Here is a 24,410-nt window from a genome sequence, read left to right as displayed (position 1 = left end):
ACGGACACTTCCTTCGGACCGCCTTCCAGCGGGCCCTCCGGGCGCTTCGTTCTTTCGTGTTTCCAGCTTATCAGATGTTTTCCGCTCCGTTTTCCGGGGCTTCGTCATCCAACTCGCCGGTGTCTTCCAGGACTTGACGCCCCGTCCGACGTTTCAAACTCTAGCCGATCCCCGCTCCGAAAAGCGAATCCAGCCGCAATCCAATAAAACGTGCACGCCGAATACGCACCGAGCCGCGACAAGACGCAACCCAGCCCGAACCGGGAAGTGGTGTTTCAGAGGATTGGCCACTCCGGGACCGTCCGCGCCGATGCGTGTCCGGTGCTCCCTGCCGAGCGACTAGAGAACACTACCCCCGTCCGGCGCCTCGGGCAAACTGGTGCCGGGGACGATCCGGGTACAGAGCGGGCGTCCCGCCTTCACGTACTCGCCGTTCGGGTGGTCGTTGCCGGTGACCCAGTGACGCGCAGTGGACTCGTCGCGGCCGCCGTCGCGGTGGCGCCGGAGAAGGCGTTCCTCGCGGAGGGTGTCGTCGGTATCGACGTACCAGAGTTCGCGAAGCAGGCGCCGGGCGTCCGACCAAGGGGTGTCGGTGGACGCGAGGTAGTTGCCCTCGGTGATGACGAGGCGGGCGTGCGGGCGGACGACGTGGCGGGCGGCGACCGGTTCGTCCAGGGTGCGGTCGAAGTCGGGGACGTAGATGTCCTGGAAGCGGTCGGTGACGACGCGGCGAAGCAGCGCGACGTAGCCGTGGGCGTCGAAAGTGGCCGGCGCGCCCTTGCGGTGGGTGAGGCCGAGGCGGTCGAGCTGGGCGGCGGAGAGGTGGAAGCCGTCCAGCGGGACGTAGGCGGCGCTGCCGGGGCCCTCGGCCCGTTCCACCTCGGCGACCAGGTGCCGTGCGAGGGTGGACTTGCCGGCGCCGGGCGGGCCGGCAAGTCCGAGGATCGTGCGGGCGTTGCTGCCCGGGCCCCGGAGGAGTCCGAGGGCGAGGTCGGTGAGGCGGTCCTCGTTCATGGCCGCACCCTACTCATCCCGGGCCACTCGTTCCGGGCCGCTCCTCCCGGCCCCGTCCGGGCGGCCGCCTCACCGGGCGGCGAGGGCCGGCACCTCCAGGGTCAACGTGCCCGCGTCGGCGTCGAGCATGGCCGGGACGCCGAGCGGGACGGTGAGCGTGGACGGGCAGTGGCCGAAGCCCAGCTCCCAGAGCACGGGCACACCGAGCGGGCCGAGGCGGTCGAGCATCAGCTCGCGGACCCGGTCCGGCCGCCCGCAGCCCTCCCAGGAACCGAGGGCTATGCCGGCCACACCGTCGAGGGCGCCGGAGCGGAGGAACTGGGTGAGGAGGCGGTCGAGCTGGTACGGGTGCTCGTTCACGTCTTCGAGGATCAGGATGCTGCCCGCGAAGGACGGCCGGGCGGCGGGTGTGCCCCGCTCGGCCGCGAGGACGTGGACGCAGCCTCCGGCCGTGACGCCCCTGGCCCGGCCGGGGACGAGCGGTGTGGCGGCGGGTCCGGTGAGGACGGTGGTCGTGGCGGGGTCGAAGAGGGTGCGGCGCAGGTGTTCGGCCGTGGGGCCGTCCTCGACGAAGGAGGCCGCCGCGCACATCGGTCCGTAGAGGGTGGCGAGGCCGAGCCGTTGGGCGAAGGCCTCGTGCAGGGAGGAGACGTCGCTGAAGCCGACCAGGACCTTGGGCGGGACACGACGCATCGCGGCCCAGTCGAGCAGGTCGACCATGCGGTGGACGCCGTAGCCGCCGCGCGCGCAGAGGACCGCGTCGACGGCGGGGTCGAGCCAGGCGTCCTGCAGGTCGGCGGCGCGGTCGGCGTCGGTGCCCGCCAGGTATCCGAGGGAGGGGTGGGTGTCGAGGACGTGCGGGGCGACGGTGACCCGCAGCCCCCAGGAACGCAGGATCGCGGTCCCGGCGGTGAGCCGCTCGGGATCGATCGGGCCGCTGGGGGCGACCACGACGACGTGGTCCCCCGGACGGAGCTGTGGCGGACGGGTCAGCCCTCGGTCGGGCGCGGTCAGGTGCTGGTCCATGGCCGGGATCCTTCCAGGGTGCGGGCGGCGAGGCGCGAAGGGGTGAGGTGATGTCAGATCCGGCGGGGCCCGCCGCAGGTGATATGCCCCGTTCGGTTCAGACCGACCCCATGACCTCCCTGACCTCGGCGAGGGTGGCGTCCGCGATGGCGTTGGCGCGCTCGGCGCCGTCTCGCAGCACCTGCCGGAGGTAGCCGCGGTCGGCGGCGAGTGCGGCGCGGCGGGCGCGGATCGGGCGGAGGAACTCGTTGACGGACTCGGTGACGGTGCGCTTGAGCGCCGCCGCGCCGCCGTCGCCGAGTTCGGCGGCGATCTCCTCGGGGGCCCGGCCCTGGCAGAGGGCGGCCAGCAGGACGAGGTTGGAGACCTCGGGCCGGTTGGCCGGGTCGTAGGTGATGCGCCGCTCGGTGTCCGTCTTGGCAGCGCGGATCAGCCGGGCGGTCTCGTCCTCGGAGGCGCCGAAGAAGACGGCGTTGCCCCGGCTCTTGCTCATCTTGCCGCCGTCGGTGCCGAGGAGGAGCGGCGCGTCGGAGAGCACGGCCTCGGGGCGGGGGAAGACGGCGCTGCCATCGGCGTGCGGGTAGCGCTCGTGGAAGCGGCGGGCGACAGTGCGGGCCACTTCGAGGTGGGGCAGCTGGTCCTGGCCGACGGGGACGAGGTCGGCCTTGCAGAAGAGGATGTCGGCGGCCTGGTGGACGGGGTAGGTGAACATCAGTCCGCTGACGGCGGCCTGGCTGGAGTGGGCGATCTCGTCCTTGACGGTGGGGTTGCGGCTCAGTTCGGCGACGCTGACCAGGCTGAGGAACGGCAGGAGCAGCTGGTTGAGGGCCGGGACGCGGCTGTGCGCGAAGATCGTGGCGCGATCGGGGTCGAGGCCGGCCGCGAGGTTGTCGAGGACGAGGTTCTCGGTGTGTTCGGCGAGCCGGTCGGCGATGTCCCGGTCGGTGATGACCTGGTAGTCGCCGACGACGACGAACATCTCGATGCCCTGGCGCTGGAGGCGGACCCGGTTCTGCAGGGTGCCGAAGTAGTGGCCGATGTGGAGCGGGCCGGTGGGGCGGTCGCCGGTCAGGACGCGGTGGGCGGTCGGGCCGGCCGGGGCGGCAGCGGGAGCCGGGGCGGCGATCGTGGCGGTGGTCGTGGCGGTCATGCGGGTCTCTCCTCGGTACGGCGGTGGTGGTGGCCGTCCGGGGCGCGGGCCCGTCCCGATGGGGAAACGCAACAGGGCCGTCCGATCCCGGACGGCCCTGGTCAGGCATGCGTGGTGGCCGTCCTAGGACGGCCACCAGCACAGGCCCGTGAAGCGCTTCATGCCTTCGACGATAGCGTCGATCCCCCACTCAGGTCACCGGTTTTCACCGTCGGCTTCAGTCCTCGACGACGAGTGCGGGGGTGTCCCTGCGCAGCGTCTCGCCGCGGAAGAAGTCCGGCCGCACGATGCCGTACCAGGCCGTGAGCCGTCTTCTCGCTGCGCCCCGGCTACCCCTGGAGGCAGAACTTCCTGCTCTTCGCCGTCGAGATCAGCCTTGAGCAGATCGACAGGGCCGACGCCGACTGGCTCTTCTACGGTGTGTACGGATCGCCCGGTTCGACCAACCAGGAGGCGGCGCTCGGGGGCGCTCCGGAAGACCCTCGGAGAAGTCAAGTCCGGTCAGGCGCGGCCGGTTTCGGACGAGACCTGGTTCCTCGGGTTCGACGTGCTGGCGGCCGGTGCGGTGCTCGCCTACCTCAAGGGCTTCGTCGCGCCCGGCAGTTGAGCCGACACGCCGGGTAGGGGTGGGGCGTGCGCGCCCCACCCCCGGAGGGCGTGCGGATGTCCACACGGGAACCAGCGCTTGGAGCTGGTCACGCGGTGCGGGAGGATCGTCTGGACCGTCCCCCGAAGGGCCCGTGCCGATGACCTCGCTCCACCCCACCCCCACCGATCCCGCCCGACCCGGCCCGGCCGCGGACCGCACCGGGGCCCCGCACCTGCCCGCCGTGCGCTGCTCCATCACGCAGGCCTCCGGCGCGGAACCGATCCCCGGTGCGCCGGGTGGCGCCACCCGCGACGACTCGGTGCCGCGGCCGCGCAGCAGCCCCGACGACGATGGGGGCGACCACGGCGCCCCGACCGGCGCCCCGGCCGGCGCCCCGGACGAGCGGACGACGGCCCGCGTGCAGGCGGCGCTCGCCGAACGGCTGCGGGCCGCGCGCCGACAGGGCCGCTCGCTCGCCGAGTTGGCCACCGCCTGCCGGCGTCCGGTGGCGGAGGTCGCGGCGCTGCTCGGCGAGGACGTGCAAACCGAATCCGCACCGCCCGAGCACGTGCAGGACGCCTCGGCCGTCGAGCTTCCGCAGCCGGCCGCACCGGCGACGGGCGCGCGCTCGGTGCCGGTGCTGGGGGCGGCCCGCGAGGAGCCGCGGCCCCTCTCGACGCGGCGCCCCTCGCCCTCGCGCCGACTGCGCCGCATGCACCCCGAAGCCGCCCCGACCGGGCGGGAGGCGGCCGAACGGGAGACGGCCGCACCTGAGGGGGCGCTGCCGCGCAGGTCCGTACGGGGAGCGGGCAGGACGGCGGCCGGGGCGAACGGATCCGCGGGGGCGGTGGCGGCCCGGCAGCCGGCCGGCGGTCCCGGGGCCGCCCAGGCCGAGACGCCGCTCGGGATCCTGATCGGCGCCGGCCCGCACCAGCCCGAGGCGGTCGGCCGCCCGGAGGAGCGGACGCCGGTGCGGGTGACCGCCGAGCCGGTCCGGGTCGGGCGCGGCACCAGCCTCGTCGTGCTGCCCTCCTGGCGGCCCGCCATCGCGATCTCGGTGCCGACCGAGCAGCTGCTGTCGGCCACCGGGCTCGCCTTCGAGCAGCTGGCCGGTACGCAGCTGACGGTGATGATCAACCCCGGTGCGCTGCACGACCGGGAGCTGGACCTGCACGGCTGGCAGGCCGCGCGCGGCCGGCGCGGCGGGCGCGCGTAACGGGCGGGTGCAGCGAGCGGGTGCAGCGGTCAGGCCGGCTCGGCGGGCAGGCGGGGGAGGCTGAACGTCAGGGCCTCGGCGGGGTGTTCGGGACGTAGCCCAGGTGGACGGGAACCGGTTCGCGCCCGTCGACGATCCAGTCGCCCGCCCGGACCATGGCCAGCAACTCCGGGAGCCGGGGCGGCCAGAGCGCGTCGGCGTCCGGGGCGTCGAGGTCGGCCGGCGTCCACCAGCGCCAGTCGAGGATGCGGTCGGCGGCGTGCACCGCGCTGACGTCGCCGACCGGGCCGCGGCGCGGGCCGTGGGCGACGTAGATGTGCTCGTGCTGGCGGACCGGGATGCCGTGCCAGGTGAAGTCGTGCTCCCAGGTGCAGAGCAGCGGGCCCGGTTCGAGGTCGGTCCACCCGGTCTCCTCGCGGAGTTCGCGGAGGGCGGCGGTGCGCGGGGTCTCACCGGGTTCCAGTCCGCCGCCCGGCATCGCCCAGTGCACGCCGACCTCGGAGTTGTCCGAGCGGAGCAGGAAGACCGACCCGTCCTCGGCCAGGACCGCCGTTCGGGCCGCCTGCCGGGGCACGCGCTCGCGGGGGCGCCGCAGTTTGCCGAGTCCTAGCGGGTTGCGGGGGCGCTGCAGTCGTCTCATCGGATCACTCTCGCAGGGCCCGGCCACGAGCGCCGAGGAATGCCGGGGAATCTCGGAACAGGGGATGCCGTACGGCGGCACGCAGGGGCGGGTACCGGGCTCCGCCGGCGGTCGTGCCGCCGTACGCTGACGACCATGCCCGTACCAGCGATCATCTTTCCCGCCGATCCGCTCAACCCGCGCCGGCCCGACCCGCACTTCGCCTGGGAGGCCCGGCTGCTCGGGGAGTTGGGCGGCGAGCACCACCTCGTCGACCACGACGCGCTGCTGGCCGGTCAGGCCGAGGAGGCCGTCCGGCGGGTGCCGAAGGACAGCGGCCCGCTCTGGTACCGGGGCTGGATGATGCCGTCCCCGGACTACGCCGCCTTCGCCACGGCCGTGGCCGCGCGCGGCGGGGACCTGCTCACCTCCGCCGCCGGCTACGCAGCCGCACACGAACTGCCCGGCTGGTACGGCGTGTTCGAGGGGGCGACGCCGCCGAGCGTGTGGATCCCGTCGGCCGCAGGCGCGTCGCCCGAGGCGGAGCAGGGGCCGACTCCGGGACCGGGACCGGACGAACTCGCGGATGCCGTGGCCCGGCTGGGCGGGCACGGCCCGGCGATCGTCAAGGACTACGTGAAGTCGCGCAAGCACGAATGGCACGAGGCCTGCTACGTGCCGGAGTTGGCCGACCTGGACGCCGTCGGGCGGGTGGTGGCACGGTTCGTCGAGCTACAGGGCGATTTCCTGGCGGGCGGGGTGGTGCTGCGGCGGTACGAGGAGTTCGAGCGGGTGTCCGCCCCCGGCGGCACCGGTGCCGAGGGCGGGGACGCCCGGCCGGTGGAGGCCAGGGTGTGGTGGCTGGACGGCGAGCCGGTGCTCGTCGGACCGCACCCGGACGCGCCGCACCACGAGGTCGACCCCGACCTCACCGGCGTCCGCTCCCTGGTGCGGACGCTCGGCTGCCGGTTCGTCACGACCGACCTCGCCAGCCGGGCGGACGGCTCCGGCTGGCGGGTGGTCGAGGTCGGGGACGGGCAGGTGAGCGACCTGCCGCGCGGGATCGACGCGACCGGGCTGCTGTCGTCGCTGATCGCGGCCTGAGCCCGGTCCCTGGTCACCCGGCTGCGACGGCCTCCTCGACGACGGGGGCCGCGCCGTCCGGGCGGTGGTGGCCGTCCGCGATGAACGCGCGCCAGAGCCGCGCGTACACCCCGTCGCGGGCGAGGAGTTCGGTGTGCGTACCGTCCTCGACCACCCGGCCGTGGTCGAGGACGACGACCCGGTCGGCGCGTTCAGCGGTGGTCAGGCGGTGGGCGATCACCAGGGTGGTGCGTCCGCCGCTGAGCCGGTCCGCGGCGCTGTTCACGGCGGCCTCCGTCGCCAGGTCGAGCGCGGCGGTAGCCTCGTCGAGCAGCAGGATGTCCGGGTCGACCAGCTCGGCCCGGGCCAGTGCGATCAGCTGGCGCTGGCCTGCCGAAAGGTTTCGGCCCCGGCCCGTGACCTCGTGGTCGTACCCGCCCGACAGTCGGACGATCATGTCGTGCGCGCCGACCGCCCGCGCCGCGGCCTCCACCTCGGCCGCCGTCGCGCCGGGCCGGCCGTAGGCGATCGCCTCGCGCACCGTGCCCGCGAACAGGTACGCCTCCTGCGGCACGACGCCGAGCCGGTGGCGGTACTGCGCGAGGTCGTACCGGGTGAGGTCGACCCCGTCGACCCGCACGGTGCCCTCCGTCGCGTCGTAGAAGCGGGCGACCAGCTTCACCAGCGTCGACTTGCCGGCCCCGGTCTCGCCCACCAGCGCCACCGTCTGGCCGGCGGGTATGTGCAGGTCCACGCCGGTGAGCACGTCGGGGGAGCCGTCCGCGCCGCCGTTGTAGGCGAAGCCGACGCCCTCGAAGGAGACCTCGCCGCGCAGCCCCTTCTCCACCGGCACCGGTTCGGCCGCCACGGCGGTGGTCGTCGGCGTGCGCAACAGCTCCCGGATCCGGCCGAGGCCGACCGAGGCCTGCTGGTAGCCGTCGAAGACCTGGGAGAGCTGGTTCACCGGCGCGAAGAACAGGTCGATGTAGAGGAGGTACGCGACCAGCGCGCCGACCGTCAGGGTGCCGGCGTCGACCCGGGCCGCGCCCACGATCAGCACCAGCGCGGCGGCCACGCTGGACAGGAACTGGACGAACGGGAAGTAGAGGGAGATGTAGAGCTGCGCCCGGACCCGCGCCTCCCGGTAGGCGACGCCCCGGGCGACGAAGCGGTCGGTGTTGGCGTCCAGGCGGCGGAAGGCCTGGACGATCCGCATGCCCGCCACGTTCTCCTGGAGGTCGGCGTTGACGGCGCTGATCAGGTCCCGGGATATCTCGTACTGGTCCTTGGACCTCTTCCGGAACACCAGCGTGGCGATCACCAGCAACGGCAGCACCGCGAAGACCGTCAGCGCCAGGCCGGCGTCGAGGATCAACAGGGCCGCGAAGATGCCGACGAAGGTCAGCAGGCTGACCACGGCGGTGACGACACCGGTCTGCAGGAAGGACGTCAGCGAGTCGAGGTCGGTGGTCATCCGCGTCATGATCCGACCGGACAGCTCGCGCTCGTAGTAGTCCAGGCCGAGCCGGTTGAGGTGGGCGAAGATCTTGAGCCGGAGGGTGTAGAGCACGCGCTCGCCGGTGCGTCCGCTGACCCGGTTCTCGGCGCTCTGCACCAGCCAGTCCAGCAGGACGACCACCAGGGCGGCCGCGGAGGCCACGAGCACCCCGGACATCAGGGTCTTGCTCACGCCCTGGTCGATGCCGTGCCGGATCAGGATCGGCAGCACCAGCCCGGCGCCCGCGTCCACGGCGACCAGCAACAGAGCGAGGGCGAGCGGTGCCCGGAAGGGGCGCAGCAGGCGGCGGAGCGTGAAGTCCGGGTCACCGGCCTCGGCCTCGGCGCGCGGTATCGCCGGGGTGTCGGTGGCGGGCGGGAGGGCGGCGACCTTGGCCAGCAGGTCGGGCTCGGCGGTTCGGGCCGCCTTGGCCAGGGCGGGAGTGGGGAGGTCGGGCGTCCGCGCAGGGGGCGTGGACGGGTCCGGGGTGGCGGGCTCGGCACTGCGCTCAGCGGTGAGCTCGGCCTCGGGCGCGGCCCCGGGCTCGGGTCGACGGGGCGCGCGGCCGGCCTCCGGGTCGGTGATCAGGGCCCGGTACTGGGGACATCGGGCCTCCAACTCCTCGTGGGTGCCGATGTCCAGCAGCCGGCCGCGGTCCAGTACGGCGATCCGGTCGGCGAGTTGGAGGGTCGAGCGGCGGTGGGCGATCAGCAGCGTGGTGCGACCGGTCATGACCGAGCGCAGCGCGTCGTGGATCTCCGCCTCGATCTGCGGGTCGACCGCGGAGGTCGCGTCGTCGAGCAGCAGGATCCGCGGGTCGGTGAGGATCGCGCGGGCCAGGGCTATGCGCTGGCGCTGGCCGCCGGAGAGGGTGAGGCCCTGCTCGCCGACCTTGGTGTCGTAGCCGTCCGGCAGCGCGCGGACGAACTCGTCGGCCTGCGCGGCACGCGCGGCCGCGACGATCTGTTCGTCGGTGGCGTCGGGCCGGCCGTACGCGATGTTGGTGCGGACCGTCTCGGAGAAGAGGAAGCTCTCCTCGGGGACGATGCCGACGGCCGAGCGGACCGAGTCGAGGGTGAGGTCGCGCAGGTCGTGGCCGTAGAGGCGGACGGTGCCGGCCGCCGGGTCGTAGAACCGGGGCACCAGTTGGGCCACCGTCGACTTGCCGGAGCCGGAGGCGCCGACCAGGGCCAGGGTCTCGCCGGGGGCGAGCGTCAGGTTCAGGCCGTGCAGGACGGGCACGGGGTGGTCGGGGTCGTAGCGGAACTCGACGTGGTCGAACTCCAGGGCCACCTCGGACGTGCGCGGGCCGACGGTGGCACTGCCGAGGGCGTGGGGGCCGACGGTGGCACTGCCGGGGGCGCCCTCGTGCGCGTCACCGGTGAGGTCGAGGGTCACCGCGTCCGGGCGCTCCTGGACCAGCGGGCGCTCGTCGATCAGCTGGAGGACGCGCTCGACGCCCGCCCGGGCCTGCTGGCCGACCGTGATGACCATGGTGAGCATCCGCACCGGGCCGGTCATCTGGGCGACGTAGGTGGAGAAGGCGACGAAGGTGCCGAGCGAGACCTGCCCGTCCACGGCCAGCCAGCCGCCGAACGCCAGCACCGCGACCTGGGCGAGCGCGGGGATCGCCTGCATCGCCGGGTTGTAGCGGGAGTTGAGCCGGATCGAGCGGAGGCGGGCGGCGAAGAGGTTGCGGGAGGCTCCCTCCAGCTTGTCCAGCTCCTGCGCCTCCTGGCCGAAGCCCTTGACCACGCGGACACCGCCAATCGCCTCGTCCACGACGCCGGCGACGGCCGCGGCCTCCTGCTGGGCGGCCCAGGTCGAGGGGAACAGGCGCTTGCGGCTGAGCACGGTGACCCACCAGAGGGCGGGGGCCATCACGAGGGCGATGAGGGTGAGCGGCGGGGAGAGCCAGACCATCACGGCCGCCGACATGATGAACATCAGCAGGTAGCCGGTCATCATCGGCAGCATCGAGAGCAGCCCGTTGACCAGCTGGAGGTCAGACGTGGCGCGGCCGACCACCTGGCCGGTGTCCAGCCGGTCCTGACGGTGGCCGTCGAGCCGGCCGAGCGAGCGGAACAGGTCGCTGCGCATGTCGTGCTGGACGTCGAGGGCGAGCTGGCCGCCGTAGTAGCGGCGGACCTGGGTGCAGCCGAAGACCACGACGGCGGCGAGCAGCAGCACGACCGCCCAGGGGCCGAGCGGGCGGGTGTGGGTGGTGATGACGTCGTCGATGATCAGCTTGGTGACCAGCGGTACCAGCGCGGTGACGGCCATGCCGACGAGCGAGGCACCGAAGGCGAGCAGCAGGCTGCGGCGGGAGCGCAGGCAGTAGCCGACCAGGCGGCGCAGCCAGCCGCCGGTCTCGGGGGCCGCGGGGGCGGGCGGGGTCGCCGTGCTCACCGGGCGCGGCGGATTCTCGGGACCGGTCTCGGGGGTCGGTTCCGGGCTCGCGTCGGGGGCCGGTGGGCCGCTCGGGGATTGCTCCACCGTAGATCCGTGAGTCTCAGGCATATTTAGGGATGCTAACCATTCCGTCGGGACGCCGCCATGCCGTTTCCGGCCGGGCCGGGGTGTGGGGCGAGCCGGGCGCACGCCTGGCGCACGCTCGCCACAGGCTCCGGCGGAGTGACCAACAGCCTGCAGCCTGCGGTGATTCCCGACCGGTCACCCGGACGGGTCAACCGGCCCCACTGCCACCAGAGTCGTCGACGGCGGCCCGGACGCCCACCGGCCAGGGGGCAGGCGGGCGCCGTTCTTTGGACCTAGGCCCGAAGGCGGGCGCCGGCGGAACGGGGACCGGCAGCTTGAGCGCGGGCAGGCTTGAGCGCGGGCAGGCTCAGCAGTGGGTGGACGCCGATGCGGCCGCCGCCGAGAACGCGCCGTGGGCGAGACTGTGCAGCAGTGCGGCCATGCCATCGCGCTGGAGGCCGGGTCCGGGGCGCTCACCCTGGGCCGGGTTCGGGCCGAGGCTGTGCGGCGTCGAGTTGATCAGACCGAAGACCGCGTGCACGGCGGCCCGGGCGACCGGCTCGGCGGCAGGGTCGGCCAGCGCCGGGTAGGCCTGGCGGACCACGTCCACCCACAGCTCGACGTAGCCGCGCTGGAGCCGACGGACGGTACGGCGGTCCTCCTCCTTGAGGTTCAGCAGCTCGCGGTCGTGCAGGGTGATCAGGTCACGGTCGTCGAGGGCGAACTCGACGTGGCCGCCGATCAGCGCGTCCAGCGCGGCGGCCGGGCCGTCGCCGCCGCCCGCACGCCTCCGGCCCTCCTCCAGCAGGCGCTCGCTGATGCCGATCAGCAGGTCGGCGAGCATCGCGTCCTTCCCGGCGAAGTGCCGGTAGAGGCCGGGGCCGCTGATGCCGACGGCCTTGCCGATCTCGTCCACGCCCACGCCGAGGAAACCCCGCGCGGCGAAGAGCCGCGCGGCCTCCCGGCGGATCTGGTCGCGGCGTGGGAGCGCGGTGGCTTCGGGGACGTTCGGCATGCTGCCCATCGTAGACAGTCGGGTTATCGGCCGTTAACCTGGGCGCGTAAGTTAACGTTAATTAACGTGGGGAGAGCGGGCGCACCGGAAACCGGGGCCACCCGCCACCCGGTGCCGAGGGCAAGGGAGCTCTTGGGAATGGTCATCTCTACCGCCGGCGTACCCACCGGCGTCCATGGCAGCGCGGCGCGTGGCGGCGCGGCGGGCGGCACCGCGACACCGGGGCCCGTGCCGCCGGGAGCCGCCGCCCCCGCGCCCCGGCTCGGCACGGCGGTCGACCCGGCCTCCGAGGCCTACCGGTCCAACACCGAGGCGCACCGGGCGCTCGTCGCCGAGCTGCGCGAGAAGCTCGGCACGGCCGCGCTCGGCGGTGGCGCCAAGGCCCGCGCCCGGCACACCGCGCGCGGCAAGCTCCTCCCCCGCGACCGCGTGGACACCCTGCTCGACCCGGCGTCGCCCTTCCTGGAGCTGGCCCCGCTGGCGGCCGACGGGATGTACGACGGGGCCGCGCCCGCGGCCGGGGTCATCGCGGGCATCGGCCGGGTCGCCGGACGCGAGGTGGTCGTCGTCGCCAACGACGCCACGGTCAAGGGCGGCACGTACTACCCGATGACGGTGAAGAAGCACCTGCGCGCCCAGGAGGTCGCACTGGAGAACCGTCTCCCGTGCATCTACCTGGTCGACTCCGGCGGCGCCTTCCTCCCCATGCAGGACGAGGTGTTCCCCGACCGGGACCACTTCGGCCGGATCTTCTACAACCAGGCCCGGCTCTCGGCCGCGGGCATCCCGCAGATCGCCGCCGTACTCGGCTCGTGCACGGCGGGCGGCGCGTACGTCCCGGCGATGAGCGACCAGGCCGTCATCGTCCGCAACCAGGGCACGATCTTCCTCGGCGGGCCGCCGCTGGTGAAGGCCGCCACCGGCGAGGTGGTCACCGCCGAGGAGTTGGGCGGCGGCGAGCTGCACTCCCGGACCTCCGGCGTGACGGATCACCTGGCCGAGGACGATGCCCACGCCCTCTCCATCGTCCGCACGATCGTGGCCGGACTCGGCCCGCGCCCGGAGCGGCCGTGGCCGCTCGCCCCGGTCGAACCGCCGGCCGTCGACCCGGCCGGCCTGTACGGGGCCGTTCCGGTCGACCCGCGCACGCCCTACGACGTGCGCGAGGTGATCGCCCGGCTGGTCGACGGCAGCCGGTTCGCCGAGTTCAAGGCCGAGTACGGCGCGACCCTCGTCACCGGCTTCGCCCGGATCCACGGCCACCCCGTCGGCATCGTCGCCAACAACGGTGTGCTGTTCTCCGAATCGGCCCTCAAGGGCGCCCACTTCATCGAGTTGTGCGACCAGCGCGGCATCCCCCTCCTCTTCCTGCAGAACATCACCGGGTTCATGGTCGGCCGGCAGTACGAGGCGGGCGGCATCGCCAAGCACGGCGCCAAGATGGTCAACGCCGTCGCCTGCACCCGCGTCCCGAAGCTGACCGTGGTGATCGGCGGCTCGTACGGAGCCGGCAACTACTCGATGTGCGGCCGGGCCTACTCACCTCGCTTCCTGTGGATGTGGCCGGGCGCGAAGATCTCCGTGATGGGCGGCGAGCAGGCGGCCTCCGTCCTCGCCACCGTCCGCCGCGACCAGTTGGAGACGCACGGCGAGGAGTGGCCGGCCGAGGCGGAGGAGGAGTTCAAGCGCCCCGTCCGCGAGCAGTACGAGCGCCAGGGCAACGCCTACTACGCCACGGCCCGGCTCTGGGACGACGGCGTGATCGACCCGATGGACACCCGCACCGTGGTCGGCCTCGCCCTCACCGCCTGCGCCAACTCCCCGCTGCCGCCGCCCGGTCCGTACGGCGTCTTCCGGATGTGACCCAGCGCTCCCCGGGCGGGGCTCCGCTCCTCCCCTCCCCTCCCGGGGTGCCCCACTCCCGGCACGACCTTCCGGCACCGGTTCACCGCACGGACCGGCGCCCGTCCCGTCTCACCGCCACCTCCTTCGTACGGCCCCCTCGACCCGGAGGAACGCCTCCCATGTTCGACACAGTTCTGGTCGCCAACCGCGGCGAGATCGCCCTCCGGGTGATCCGCACCCTGCGGCGGCTCGGCGTGCGCTCGGTCGCCGTGTTCAGCGACGCCGACGCCGACGCCCCGCACGTCCGCGAGGCCGACATCGCGGTCCGGCTCGGCCCGGCCGACCGCAGCGACAGCTCGGCGGCCGAGACCTACCTGCGGACCGACCAGATCCTCGCCGCCGCCCGGCGCACCGGCGCCCAGGCCATTCACCCCGGCTACGGCTTCCTCGCCGAGAACGCCGCCTTCGCCCGCGCCTGCGCCGACGCCGGCCTCGTCTTCATCGGTCCTCCTCCCGGTGCGGTCGAGCTGATGGGTGACAAGATCAACGCCAAGGAGGCCGTCCGGGCCGCCGGCGTCCCGGTGGTCCCCGGCAGCCAGGCCACCGCGCCCACCGACGACGAACTCGTCGCCGCCGCGGACGAGATCGGCTACCCCGTCCTGCTCAAACCATCCGCCGGCGGCGGCGGCAAGGGCATGCGGCTCGTGCGGGACCCGGCCGACCTGCGGACCGAGATCGCCGCCGCGCGCCGCGTCGCCCGGACCGCCTTCGGCGACGACACCCTGCTTCTGGAGCGCTGGGTCGACCGCCCCCGCCACATCGAGGTGCAGGTGCTCGCCGACGCCCACGGCACCACCGTCCACCTCGGCGAGCGCGAGTGCAGCCTCCAGCGCCGCCACCAGAAACTGATCGAAGAGGCACCCTCCGTCCTGCTCAACGCCGAGACCCGAGCCGCGATGGGCGCCGCGGCCGTCCGCGCCGCGGAGTCCTGCGGCTACACCGGGGCCGGCACCGTGGAGTTCATCGTCCCCGGCATCGACCCGGACTCCCCGACCCCCGCCTCGCCCGAGGGCGTGCGGGAGTTCTTCTTCATGGAGATGAACACCCGTCTCCAGGTGGAACACCCCGTCACCGAACTCGCCATCGCCGTCGAGGACCCGGACGGCGGCCGGCCCCGCCGTCTGGACCTGGTCGAGTGGCAGCTGCGGATCGCCGCGGGCGAGCGGCTCACCTTCGGTCAGTCCGGCATCTCCTTCCTGGGCCACGCCATCGAGGCTCGCATCTGCGCCGAGGACCCGGAACGGGACTTCCTGCCCACCGGCGGACGCATCCTGGTCCTCGACGAACCGCAGGGCGAGGGCATCCGGGTCGACTCCGGGGTCGCCCCCGGAACCGTCGTCACCAGCGCCTACGACCCGATGCTCGCCAAGGTCATCGCGTACGGGCCCGACCGCCCGACCGCGCTCCGCCGCCTGCGCGCCGCGCTGGCCGACACCCGCATCCTGGGTGTCACCACCAACACCGGCTTCCTGCGGCGACTGCTCGCACACCCCGAGGTCATCGCCGGCCGACTGGACACCGGCCTGGTGGAGCAGACCGTCCAGCAGCAGCCGACCCTACTGGCCTCGCCGTACTCGCCCGCGATGGCCACCGACGAGGCCACCGACCACGCCGCCCCGGCCGACCCGGCTCAGCCGGCCACGGCCGATGAATCACCTGCGCCCGCCCGCCTCCTCTACTACGCGGCCGCGCTCACACGGCACGCGGACCTCACCCCGGCCGCCGACCCCTGCGGCTGGACCGATCCGTTCTCCCTCCCCTCCGGCTGGCGCCTGAGCGGCGCACCCGCCTGGACCACCCACCGCCTCCGGGCCCCCGGCCAGGACCCCGTTTCGGTGCGCATCCGTCCGATCACTTCCGGCAACATCGCCGAAGCCACCGACATTCCCCGCAATGTCACCCTTGAGGTGGAAATCCGACTCGGTTCCGGCCCGATCCACCGGGCGCGGGCGGTCCGCACCGCTGACCGGCTGCACCTGACGGTCGACGGCCTGCAGACCGCCTTCGCCCTGACCGTCGACGACACCCCCGGGCTCGCCGGCGCCCCGGTGGCCTGGCTCGGCGTCGAGGGTGACGCGTGGCCGCTGCACACCCACGACGCGGTCGGCGAGGGCGCCGCCGCGGCCGGCGCCCACCACGGCGCCCTCACCGCCCCGATGCCCGGCACCGTCACCGTCGTCAAGACCACGGCGGGCGAGGCGGTCCGCAAGGGCCAGGCCCTGCTCGTCCTGGAGGCCATGAAGATGGAACACGTGATCTCCGCCCCGCACGACGGCGTCGTGAGCGAGCTCCGCGCCACCGCCGGGGCCACCGTCGCGATGGAGGAACTGCTCGTCGTGGTCACCCCGGTGGAGGACGGCGCGGACGTTCCGGCGGGCGCCCCCACGGACGCGGCCGCGACCGCCGCGCGCCCGGCGGGGGTGCGGTCGTGACCACCGCCTCCCCCGCCCACGAGCCCGACGCGCTCGAACTGGGCCTGCCCGACCCCGTCCGCGCACCCGGCATGCCCGAGGAGGTCCGGATCCACGAGGTCGGACCGCGCGACGGCCTGCAGAACGAGAGCGCCCTGGTGCCCGTCGAGGTCAAGGCCGAGTTCATCGCCCGGCTCGCCGCCGCGGGGCTGCGGACGGTCGAGGCCACCAGCTTCGTCCACCCCAAGTGGGTCCCGCAGCTGGCCGACGCCGAGGACCTGATGCCCCGGCTCGCCGACCTGCCCGAGCGCCACCCCGGACTGCGGCTGCCCGTCCTGGTCCCCAACGAGCGCGGCCTCGACCGCGCGCTCGCCCACCACGCCACCGACATCGCGGTGTTCGCCAGCGCCACCGAGACCTTCGCCCGCCGCAACCTCAACCGCTCGGCGGACGAGGCGATGGCGATGTTCCGCCCGGTGGTCGAGCGGGCCGCCGAGGCCGGGGTCGCGGTCCGCGGCTACCTGTCGATGTGCTTCGGCGACCCGTGGGAGGGCCCGGTCCCGGCCTCCCAGGTGGTCCGCCACGGCCTCGCGTTGCTGGAGATGGGCTGCGCCGAGCTGAGCCTCGGCGACACCATCGGCGTCGCCACCCCGGGCCAGGTCGGCGCGCTGCTCGCCGCCTTCGCCGAGGCCGGGGTGCCGGCCGAGCGGCTCGCCGTGCACTTCCACGACACCTACGGCCAGGCGCTCAGCAACACGCTGGCGGCGCTGCGCGACGGCGTCACCACGGTCGACGCCTCGGCGGGCGGCCTGGGCGGCTGCCCGTACGCGAAGAGCGCGACCGGCAACCTCGCCACCGAGGACCTCGTGTGGATGCTGCACGGCCTCGGCATCCGGACCGGTGTCGACCTGCGCGCGCTGGTCGCCACCAGCGGCTGGATGGCCGAACGCCTCGGCCGTCCGAGCCCGTCCCGCACCGTCCAGGCGCTGCTCGGCGCCGCCCGGGACTGACCGTCCCGGAACGCCGTCCGGCGCCCCCGCCCCCGGACGACCATCTCTCCGGACAACCCTCTTTCCAGACGACCCGACCGACCGTCACACCATCGGACGGACGCCAGGTCACCCCGCACACGCCCGCGGCCACCCCGGCCGGGCGGCCCCAGGAGGAACACCGTGTTCGATCACCGGCTGAACAGCGAGTACGAGGAACTGCGGCGCACCGTCGCCGAGTTCGCCCAGGACGTGGTGGCGCCGAAGATCGGCGAGTTCTACGAGCGGGAGGAGTTCCCGTACGAGATCGTGCGCGAGATGGGGCGGATGGGCCTGTTCGGCCTGCCCTTCCCCGAGGAGTACGGCGGCATGGGCGGCGACTACTTCGCGCTCGGCCTCGCGCTGGAGGAACTCGCCCGGGTCGACTCGTCGGTGGCGATCACCCTGGAGGCGGCGGTCTCGCTCGGCGCGATGCCGATCTACCGCTTCGGCACGGAGGAGCAGAAGCGCGAGTGGCTGCCCCGGCTCACCTCCGGCGAACTCCTCGGCGCCTTCGGCCTGACCGAGCCCGAGGGCGGCTCGGACGCCGGCGCGACCCGCACGACGGCCCGCTACGACGAGGTCACCGACGAGTGGGTCATCAACGGGACGAAGTGCTTCATCACCAACTCCGGGACGGACATCACCGGCCTGGTCACCGTCACCGCCCTCACGGAACCGATCGCTCGTTCGAGCGAAGAAGGCGAATTCCGCTCGCCAGCGCGCGAGATCTCTTCCATCATCGTGCCCACCGGGACCCCGGGGTTCCAGGTATCGAAGAAGTACTCGAAGGTCGGGTGGAACGCATCCGACACCCGCGAACTGTCCTTCACCGACTGCCGCGTTCCCGCGGCCAACCTGCTGGGCGAGCGTGGCCGAGGCTACGCCCAGTTCCTGCGGATCCTCGACGAGGGCCGCATCGCGATCGCGGCCCTGGCCACCGGCCTGGCCCAGGGCTGCGTCGACGAGTCCGTCGCGTACGCCGGCACGCGTCGGGCCTTCGGCCGGCCGATCGGTGCCAACCAGGCCATCCAGTTCAAGCTCGCCGACATGGAGCTGCGCGCCCACACCTCCCGCCTGGCCTGGCGGGACGCCGCCTCCCGGCTGCTGCACGGAGAACCGTTCAAGAAGGAGGCCGCCATCGCGAAGCTGTACTCGTCCGAGGCCGCCGTCGACAACGCGCGCGAGGCGACGCAGATCCACGGTGGGTACGGCTTCATGAACGAATTCCCGGTCGCCCGCTTCTGGCGCGACTGCAAGATCCTCGAGATCGGCGAGGGCACGTCGGAGGTCCAGCGCATGCTCATCGCCCGGGAGCTCGGCGTCACGTCCTGAACCGGACCCTGCGGGGGTGACGCCCACCCCCGCAGGGACGGTAGGGGCGGGTGGTGGCAACGCCCGCGGGCGTGATCGGCACAGGCTTCCGACGGAACAGGGTGCCGACCGAACGGGGCGCCGGGCTGATCCGGCGTCAGGGAATGACGATCACCGGGCGGTTGGCGCGGCGCGCCAGCCGGCCGGAGACCGAACCGAAGATCTTGCCGAGCAGGCCGTGCGTCGTCCCGACGACGATGGCGTCGGCGGCGTACTCGCGCCCGACCTCCTCGATCTCGTGGCAGATGTCGCCGCCGCGCTCGACCAGGATCCAGGGCACGCCGGCGAGGAAGTCGGCGCAGGCGAGCTCCAGGCCGAGCACCTCGGTGCGGTGGTCCGGGAGGTCCACGAAGACGGGAGGCTCACAGCCCGCCCAGACCGTGGCGGGAAGCCGGTTGGCGACGTGCACGATCACTAGACCGCACTGCGAACGGCGGGCCATGCCCACCGCGTAGGCGAGGGCGCGCTCGCTGGACAGCGAGCCGTCGAAGCCGACCACCACGCCGTGCTGGAAGGCCGGGTCACAGGTGCGACCGGGCTCGTCCTGGACGTTCGGTTCGGTGTGCGCGCCGGACAGGCCGGACGTCTCCGGGCGGTCGGCGCCCGGGCCGAGGCGGCCGGTCACCGCGGGCTCCGTGCGGTCGGCCGCCCGCTCGTCACGCCGTCGGCGGGCCCCGGCCCGGTCGCGGCGGACGATGTTGCGCAGCGAGCGCGCGAAGCCCTGTGCGCCGCCGTGCGCGGACTCGTGGGGCTCTGCGGAGTTAGCGCTGCCAGAGGTGTCCGCAGCTGCCTGGCCGGTGTCCGCAGCTGCCTGGCCGGTGTCCGCAGCTGCCTGGCCGGTGTCCGCACGGCCGGATGATCCTGCACAGCCGACGTCGTCGCGTGGAGCGGCGTCACCTCCGGCCGCTGGGCCCGTGCTGCGGGGCGCGTCCGGTTCAACCGGTCGGGAGGACTCAAAACCAGCCATGGCTCACGGCTCTTCGCGGGAGAGGGGCCGACAGGAGAGGACAACGCTGCCCGGGGAGCAGGCCCGCCCACGGGATGACATCGGTCTGCGCCGCCCAGCACCGTATGTGACCTGTTCCTTTCAGAGTACGACGGGCATGAGGCCCAGCCCAGCGGCGAAGCCCCAGGGCGCCGTTGTTCCCGCGAAAGGAGGATGCGCCCACCGAAACCGCGCGCCCTACCCGCAGGCCATCGCGCCCCCTCCGGCAAAGGAGGTTCCCTGGAGCTTGACTGAGCGAACCGGACGGCGCAACAGGCCCCCGGAACACCGTGACCGGACTGTCATTGATCGGCGACGATCCGTTGCGGCCCGTCGCGACCCGTGATGCCCCATCCGTCCCACCAGGCCTCTTCCACCCCACCAGACCTCTTCCGCCCCACGGGCGCACTCGGCCACGGCACCCGTTTCAGCCACTCCGTTCAGGTTCGCGACGCTCTCTGGCATTTGCCAGGTGCATAGGCGCAGGCACTGGCACCATGCTCGACATGCCCCTGCTCCTGTTCGACCTCGACAACACGCTGCTCCCCAGGGACGCCGCTTTCCGGGCCTGGGCGCAGGACTTCCTGTCCGAACGCGACCTGCCGCCGGGCGACATCGACTGGTTCGTCACCCTGGACGGCGGCGGCTACGTGCCGCGCAGCACCGTACTGTCCGCCGTCCGGCGCCGCTACGGGCTGGACGTCTCTTCCGACGACCTGCTCGACCACTACCGACACGGCATCAACTCGCACATCCACTGCCCGCCCCGGCACATCGATGCGCTGCGGGCGGCCCGGGCGGCCGGGTGGACGCTCGGCATCGTCAGCAACGGCGGGACGGGCCCGCAGCTGGAGAAGATCCGCCGGACCGGGCTGGGCCCGCTGGTCGACGGGTGGGTCATCTCCGAGGAGGCGTCCTGCGTCAAGCCGGACCCGCTGATCTTCGAGATCGCCGCCCGGCGGTGCGGAATACCGCCCACCGGGGACTGGGCGGCGCACACCTGGATGGTCGGGGACCACGCGCCGGCCGACATCGCCGGGGCGGAGCTCGCCGGTCTGCGCAGCGTCTGGCTGCACCACGGCCGCCCCTGGGCCGAGAGCGGCTACCGGCCGACGCTGAGGGCCGCCGGCCTGCCGGAGGCCGTCGGTCAGGTGCTGGCCGCGCGCAACGCGCCGTCCCCCCGGCCGGGTGTCCGCGCGGGTGCCCCGGCCCGGCGGCGGGCGGCCACGCAAGCGCGCGCGGCGGGTGCGGTGGCGGGCGCAGCGGCGGGCGTCACAGCAGGCGCACAGGCGGCCGTGACGGCGCTCATCAGCGCGCGGTCCGGCGCGCGGTCGGCAGCGGCCGCCCTGGAGGGCTCGTATGCGCCTGCTCCTGTGAGCGCCGGTACGGGCGGCGCGCCTGGGCCGGAAACGGGTGCCGCTGTCCGAAACCGCTCAGGTGAGCTTGCCGCGATCGTCGCGGAGCGCACCGGGGCGGGCGCGGACGGCGCGGGCACGGCCGTCGAGCGCCCAACGGCCTTTCTCCCCACGGCGGATGGGCCCGTGCCGACCAGGTTCGCCGTGCCACTGGGCGCGCCACTGGGCGTGCTGCCGGCGGCAGCGGCCCAGTAGGGCGGCCGTGCCGGCGCTACGCCTCCGATCGAGCCGCCGACGAGGTCCGGATCCACCAGCACGTGCGGCCCTGTTCGCTGAACCCGAGCCTGCGGCAGAGCGGTTCGCGGAGGGCGGTGGTCGTCGTAAGTCGGGCAGGCGCCCGCCGGGGTACCGTCGAGGCCGCCCAGCCACACCCGGCATCCGGGCTCGCGCAACAGCTGTTCCGGGACCGCCGCGCCGCGCCACCGGGGCTGCCGGGCGGGCTGCGGGAGGCCTTCGACGATCGCACGCCCGGCCTCGGCGAGGGTGTCGCCGCCCATAGCCTCATCGACCGTCAGAGAACCGCCGCTTGCGTCCTCCGAGAGGTACGGCAGGGCCCGCGGCCCGCCCTCGCCCGGGAGGGGCTCACGGACCATCACTGGCATGACCGGCATGCGGGTGGCGCCGAAGCCGGTCAGGTCGAGGCCGCCGTACGGATCCTCCAAGGTGAAGCGGAGGGTCCACCACGTCTTTAGGAGGTCGGCCGACTCGGCTTCCAGCGCGGCCGGTTCGACGTACGGGTGAGCGATCAACGCGGTGCGGGTCGTCCGGCGTGCGGGCGCGACGGCCGTGAACCCGTCGCCGGTGCGGGTCCGCCGGCCGTGCGCCGGGCCCTGGCCGAGTCAGAAGAAGGCGGCGTTGTCGTTGGCCTGTTCGAGCCGGCGCGGATCGTTCATGGCAGGGCCGCATCCGGGGGTGTCACACCGCCCGCGGCCGCCCGGGCCCTGGCCGAATGAAGCCAGGGAGGCGCACATCCGCCGATTTGTGCGCCCTCGTGTGCACCGCCGATTTTCGGTCAATTTCTGGCCGGTCCCTCCCGCTTGGGCAAACCCGCAGCCCAGACCCGCCGGCCGGGCGCCCCGGAGCCGGACGCCCCAGGACCGGTCCCGCGACAACCAGCCACCGTTGCACCGGCCCTCTTCCCAGAAGGGTCGACGGGTGCCACGCTTCGTGATCGAATGCATCACGCCAAATTGCCATGTCGACATAGCGTCGGATGGTGAACTTGTCACAACGGCAACGGTCCACCCGATAGATTTCGATCTTGGCTAGCAGTGCCGCACCACCCACACCACACCACCGAGGGGGCTTGAGCGCCTTGAGCAGGGTGAGCAGGAGCGACGCGGGTCCTGACAGCGGCCACACGGTGGCCGGCATCGCGGGTCGCCCCGCGAGAAGCTCTGGCACCTCCGCGATCGCCACCACCCGCAACTCCGGCGCCTCCGGCACCGCTTCGTACTCCTCCCACCCCGCAGGACCGACCGCGCCGACCGCCTCCACCGCCACGCCCGGCGCCCCTTCCTACGGCGCGTCCCCGGAGCACGGCGAACCGACCGTCAGCCGAGGCACCGTCAACCCGGGCCAGGCGTACACCTCCGGCAGCGCGGGCCCGGGGTACGGCGCGGACCACCCCGTCCATCCGGGCACGCCCGGCAGCCCCGGCCTGCCCGGCGGCTCCACCGGCACGCTCGGCGGCCTCGGCCCGGGCGTCACGGGCGGGCACGGCCAGCTCGGACACGGTGGCACGCACGGCCCGGCGCACGGCGGTGCCCACGGCGGCACGCTCGGCGAGCGGCCCGGCACGAACGGCTCCGCGACCCCGGTGATGACCGCCGCGCCCCGCAAGCTGTCCGGCCGGCGCCGCCGCGAGACCGTCGCGGTGCTGATCTTCGGCGGTGCCCCGATCTTCGAGAGCTCGATCCCGCTCTCCGTCTTCGGGGTCGACCGCCAGGACGCCGGGGTGCCGCGCTACCGCCTGCTGGTCTGCGCCGGGGAGGAGGGCCCGCTCGCCACCACCGGCGGCCTCACCCTCTCGGCCCCCTACGGCCTGGAGGCCCTGGCCCGAGCCGGCACGATCGTCGTACCGGCCTGGAGGTCGATCTCGCAGCCGCCGCCGGTCGAGGCGATCACCGCCCTGCGCAAGGCGCACCACGAGGGCGCGCGGATCATCGGGCTCTGCACCGGCGCGTTCGTGCTCGCGGCCGCCGGCCTCCTCGACGGCCGCCCGGCGACCACCCACTGGATGTACGCCCCGACCCTCGCCAAGCGCTACCCGCGGGTCCACGTCGACCCGCGCGAGCTCTTCGTCGACGACGGCGACGTGCTGACCTCGGCCGGCACCGCCGCCGGCATCGACCTCTGCCTGCACGTGGTGCGCAGCGACCACGGCGCCGAGGCGGCCAACGCGCTCGCCCGCCGGCTGGTGGTGCCGAGCCGCCGCAGCGGCGGCGGGCAGGCCCAGTACATCGATCAGTCTTTACCGGAGGAGATCGGCAACGACCCGCTGGCCGAAGTGGTCACGTGGGCGCTGGAGAACCTCAACCAGCAGTTCGACGTCGAGGTGCTGGCCGCTCGCGCCTACATGAGCCGGCGCACCTTCGACCGCCGCTTCCGCACGCTCACCGGCAGTGCGCCGCTGCAGTGGCTGATCACCCAGCGGGTGCTCCAGGCGCAGCGGCTGCTGGAGACGTCGGAGCTGTCGGTGGACGACGTCGCGCGGCGGTGCGGGTTCCGTTCGCCGGTGGCGCTGCGCGGGCACTTCCGCCGTCAGCTCGGGGTCTCGCCGGCCGCGTACCGGACCAGCTACCGGGCCCGCCGTCCCGGCTCGCAGCCCGCCGGACCGGCCGGCCCGCACGCGGCGGCCGCGACGGCGGCGGGCGGGGGCATGTTCGGCGGGGCGCACGGCCAGCAGTCGGCGCACGCGTTCCCGACGGTGCCGGGCGGGCCGGTGCTGCCCGCCCAGCACGGTCAGCACGCGCAGCACGGTCAGGCAGCGACGCACGGTCAGCCCGGCAGCCACGGTCAGGCCGGTCCGTACGGCCAGCCGGGCCCCTTCGGCCCTGGTCCGGCTGGCGCGCAGGCCCCGCAGCCGCACCACGCGCGCCCCGGGCAGGCGTACCCGTACCAGCAGGCCGCGCAGCAGTCGCACCCTGGGCAGCAGGGTGCGGTGCGCGGTCCGGTGCGGCCGCCGCTCGTGCCGCCGCAGGCCGGTCCGGGCGCGGGCCGTCCGCCGCGCACGGCGGAGCACGCGGCGGCCGAGGACGGCCACCCGCAGCCGGGTGCGCGCGGCCAGGGTCAGGGCCACCGGAGCTCGGTCGAACGGCCCGCGGACGAGCCGGGTGCCACCGGGGCGGTGCGCGGTCACGGCTCGCCCGCCGGGCAGTCCGTGCCCGGCGGGGACGTCCGGTCCCGTCAGGCCCGGGCGCCGCAGGTCCGTCCGCAGGGCGGGCGCGCCGTGGCGGCCGACGGCGCCCGCGCGGCGCGGGAGGCCCGGACCGGACGGGACGGTCTCCCGGTCCGCCCGGGCCGGGAGACCGACCACGCCGCCGCCGGTGACCACGGCGACCACGCGGACGGCCTCGGACAGGACGAGCACTCCGCCGAGGCG

General features: G+C 74.0%; 14 protein-coding genes and 1 pseudogene. 8 read left to right on the top strand and 7 right to left on the bottom strand.

Going from position 1 to position 24,410, the window contains the following annotated elements:
- Positions 1-339: 339 nt before the first annotated feature.
- From ACWCXH_RS15415 to trpS, 3 genes are all read right to left on the bottom strand, one after another.
- Complete coding sequence (locus tag ACWCXH_RS15415) at positions 340-1,014, bottom strand: nucleoside/nucleotide kinase family protein (RefSeq protein ID WP_449801914.1); 675 nt, start codon at positions 1,012-1,014, stop codon at positions 340-342.
- Positions 1,015-1,083: 69 nt separating this feature from the next.
- Complete coding sequence (locus ACWCXH_RS15410) at positions 1,084-2,040, bottom strand: S66 peptidase family protein (protein ID WP_449801913.1); 957 nt, start codon at positions 2,038-2,040, stop codon at positions 1,084-1,086.
- Between the two features lie 97 nt (positions 2,041-2,137).
- The gene (gene trpS, locus ACWCXH_RS15405) at positions 2,138-3,190 is read right to left on the bottom strand and encodes a tryptophan--tRNA ligase (RefSeq protein ID WP_449801912.1); all 1,053 of its coding nucleotides are present in this window, start codon (positions 3,188-3,190) and stop codon (positions 2,138-2,140) included.
- Positions 3,191-3,936: 746 nt separating this feature from the next.
- Between trpS and ACWCXH_RS15400 the strand changes: the two genes are divergently transcribed.
- On the top strand, positions 3,937-4,995 hold the full coding sequence (locus tag ACWCXH_RS15400; protein WP_449801911.1) for a hypothetical protein: 1,059 nt from the start codon (positions 3,937-3,939) through the stop codon (positions 4,993-4,995).
- 67 nt (positions 4,996-5,062) lie between these two features.
- Here ACWCXH_RS15400 and ACWCXH_RS15395 read toward each other — a convergent pair whose 3' ends face one another.
- Complete coding sequence (locus tag ACWCXH_RS15395; RefSeq protein WP_449801910.1) at positions 5,063-5,635, bottom strand: NUDIX hydrolase; 573 nt, start codon at positions 5,633-5,635, stop codon at positions 5,063-5,065.
- 135 nt (positions 5,636-5,770) lie between these two features.
- On the opposite strand from ACWCXH_RS15395, the gene ACWCXH_RS15390 reads away from it, so the two are divergent.
- Positions 5,771-6,718, top strand: coding sequence for an ATP-grasp domain-containing protein (locus ACWCXH_RS15390; protein ID WP_449801909.1), 948 nt, complete (start codon positions 5,771-5,773; stop codon positions 6,716-6,718).
- A 13-nt stretch (positions 6,719-6,731) separates the two neighbouring features.
- Here ACWCXH_RS15390 and ACWCXH_RS15385 read toward each other — a convergent pair whose 3' ends face one another.
- Entirely contained in the window at positions 6,732-10,604 is a 3,873-nt protein-coding gene (locus ACWCXH_RS15385) for an ABC transporter transmembrane domain-containing protein (protein WP_449801908.1), read from the bottom strand.
- 436 nt (positions 10,605-11,040) lie between these two features.
- Positions 11,041-11,688 (bottom strand): TetR/AcrR family transcriptional regulator, encoded by a 648-nt coding sequence (locus ACWCXH_RS15380; protein ID WP_449801907.1) that lies wholly within the window; start codon positions 11,686-11,688, stop codon positions 11,041-11,043.
- Positions 11,689-11,826: 138 nt separating this feature from the next.
- On the opposite strand from ACWCXH_RS15380, the gene ACWCXH_RS15375 reads away from it, so the two are divergent.
- The 4 genes from ACWCXH_RS15375 to ACWCXH_RS15360 all read left to right on the top strand — a co-directional run bounded on the left by ACWCXH_RS15375 (position 11,827) and on the right by ACWCXH_RS15360 (position 18,367).
- The gene (locus ACWCXH_RS15375) at positions 11,827-13,551 is read left to right on the top strand and encodes a carboxyl transferase domain-containing protein (protein WP_449801906.1); all 1,725 of its coding nucleotides are present in this window, start codon (positions 11,827-11,829) and stop codon (positions 13,549-13,551) included.
- Between the two features lie 161 nt (positions 13,552-13,712).
- Positions 13,713-16,025, top strand: a complete 2,313-nt coding sequence (locus ACWCXH_RS15370) for an acetyl/propionyl/methylcrotonyl-CoA carboxylase subunit alpha (protein ID WP_449801905.1) — start codon at positions 13,713-13,715, stop codon at positions 16,023-16,025.
- A gap of 71 nt (positions 16,026-16,096) precedes the next feature.
- Entirely contained in the window at positions 16,097-17,014 is a 918-nt protein-coding gene (locus tag ACWCXH_RS15365; protein ID WP_449801925.1) for a hydroxymethylglutaryl-CoA lyase, read from the top strand.
- 162 nt (positions 17,015-17,176) lie between these two features.
- Positions 17,177-18,367: an acyl-CoA dehydrogenase family protein gene (locus tag ACWCXH_RS15360; RefSeq protein WP_449801904.1), complete on the top strand. Its 1,191-nt coding sequence runs from the start codon at positions 17,177-17,179 to the stop codon at positions 18,365-18,367.
- A 136-nt stretch (positions 18,368-18,503) separates the two neighbouring features.
- On the opposite strand, the gene ACWCXH_RS15355 is transcribed toward ACWCXH_RS15360, so the two are convergent.
- A complete protein-coding gene (locus ACWCXH_RS15355; protein ID WP_449801924.1) occupies positions 18,504-18,983 on the bottom strand; it encodes a universal stress protein in 480 nt (159 codons plus the stop codon).
- Positions 18,984-19,897: 914 nt separating this feature from the next.
- On the opposite strand from ACWCXH_RS15355, the gene ACWCXH_RS15350 reads away from it, so the two are divergent.
- Complete coding sequence (locus ACWCXH_RS15350) at positions 19,898-21,001, top strand: HAD family hydrolase (RefSeq protein ID WP_449801903.1); 1,104 nt, start codon at positions 19,898-19,900, stop codon at positions 20,999-21,001.
- Positions 21,002-22,628: 1,627 nt separating this feature from the next.
- Positions 22,629-23,765, top strand: a pseudogene (locus tag ACWCXH_RS15345) (helix-turn-helix domain-containing protein); the annotation flags it as partial.
- Positions 23,766-24,410: the final 645 nt, after the last annotated feature.

It is taken from the genome of Kitasatospora sp. NPDC001660 (genome assembly GCF_053596725.1).
This window is presented reverse-complemented; position numbering and strand designations above follow the sequence as displayed.

What these genes read in the sequence shown, in the direction of transcription:
- ACWCXH_RS15415 (WP_449801914.1), bottom strand. Translation starts at nt 1,014, where the DNA reads ATGAACGAGGACCGCCTCACCGACCTCGCCCTCGGACTCCTCCGGGGC.
- ACWCXH_RS15410 (WP_449801913.1), bottom strand. Translation starts at nt 2,040, where the DNA reads ATGGACCAGCACCTGACCGCGCCCGACCGAGGGCTGACCCGTCCGCCA.
- trpS (WP_449801912.1), bottom strand. Translation starts at nt 3,190, where the DNA reads ATGACCGCCACGACCACCGCCACGATCGCCGCCCCGGCTCCCGCTGCC.
- ACWCXH_RS15400 (WP_449801911.1), top strand. Translation starts at nt 3,937, where the DNA reads ATGACCTCGCTCCACCCCACCCCCACCGATCCCGCCCGACCCGGCCCG.
- ACWCXH_RS15395 (WP_449801910.1), bottom strand. Translation starts at nt 5,635, where the DNA reads ATGAGACGACTGCAGCGCCCCCGCAACCCGCTAGGACTCGGCAAACTG.
- ACWCXH_RS15390 (WP_449801909.1), top strand. Translation starts at nt 5,771, where the DNA reads ATGCCCGTACCAGCGATCATCTTTCCCGCCGATCCGCTCAACCCGCGC.
- ACWCXH_RS15380 (WP_449801907.1), bottom strand. Translation starts at nt 11,688, where the DNA reads ATGCCGAACGTCCCCGAAGCCACCGCGCTCCCACGCCGCGACCAGATC.
- ACWCXH_RS15375 (WP_449801906.1), top strand. Translation starts at nt 11,827, where the DNA reads ATGGTCATCTCTACCGCCGGCGTACCCACCGGCGTCCATGGCAGCGCG.
- ACWCXH_RS15370 (WP_449801905.1), top strand. Translation starts at nt 13,713, where the DNA reads ATGTTCGACACAGTTCTGGTCGCCAACCGCGGCGAGATCGCCCTCCGG.
- ACWCXH_RS15365 (WP_449801925.1), top strand. Translation starts at nt 16,097, where the DNA reads ATGCCCGAGGAGGTCCGGATCCACGAGGTCGGACCGCGCGACGGCCTG.
- ACWCXH_RS15350 (WP_449801903.1), top strand. Translation starts at nt 19,898, where the DNA reads ATGCCCCTGCTCCTGTTCGACCTCGACAACACGCTGCTCCCCAGGGAC.